Raw genomic sequence first — 704 nt, 5'->3', positions numbered from 1 at the left:
CCGTCGTGGGAGGGGGTGGCGCCCCAGCCGACCGGATCGTTGTTGCTGACCGCGAACATCTGCCCTGTCTCCGGATGGATCCCGACCATCATGAACCCGGGCACGTCACCCCCCGAGGAGGCGGGCAACCGGTCCGGCATGCCCTGCGCCAGCGCCTTCAGGATGAGCTCGACCGCGACGATGCCGGTCCAGAGGGTGAACGTCGGCTGCGGGTAGACGGCGTGGAAGAGCGTGCCCGGCTCGGCCCGCACCTCCAGGGGAACGGTCGTGCCGAAGTTGGACGGCTCGTCGGGCGAGGTGAGCGCCTTGAGGACGACCTTGCAGATCGCGATGGTCGCGCCGAACGGCATGTTGATGGGACCGGGCGTGGCGGGCGAGGAACCGGCGAAGTCGACGGTGAAGGTGCCGTCGGCGATGGTGACGGTGACCTGCATGCGGACCGGGTCGTCGGTGATGCCGTCGTCGTCCAGCCAGTCGACCGCCGTCCACGAACCCTGCGGCAGCTCGGCGAGGGCGACGCGGGTGCGCGCCTCCCCGTCCTCGACCATCCGCTGGACCGCGGCGTCCACGGTCGGGCGGCCGAACTTCTCCAGGATCTCCAGGAACCGGCGCTCGCCGGTGCGCAGTGCGGCGACCTGCGCGTTCAGATCACCGATCACCAGATCCGGCATCCGCGAGTTGAACCGGATCAACTCGATGATCTC

General features: G+C 69.5%; 1 protein-coding gene. It reads right to left on the bottom strand.

The window, feature by feature from the left end; all coding sequences use genetic code 11:
• Positions 1-704, bottom strand: a 704-nt coding sequence (locus ACSDR0_RS50975) for a hydantoinase B/oxoprolinase family protein (protein WP_435296197.1), incomplete at both ends; no start/stop codon positions are given.

Origin of the sequence: Streptosporangium sp. G11 (genome assembly GCF_051192615.1) — a bacterium.
Lineage (GTDB): Bacteria > Actinomycetota > Actinomycetes > Streptosporangiales > Streptosporangiaceae > Streptosporangium.
The sequence above is the reverse complement of the archived record's forward strand: the minus strand, read 5'-3'. Positions and strand labels throughout refer to the sequence as shown.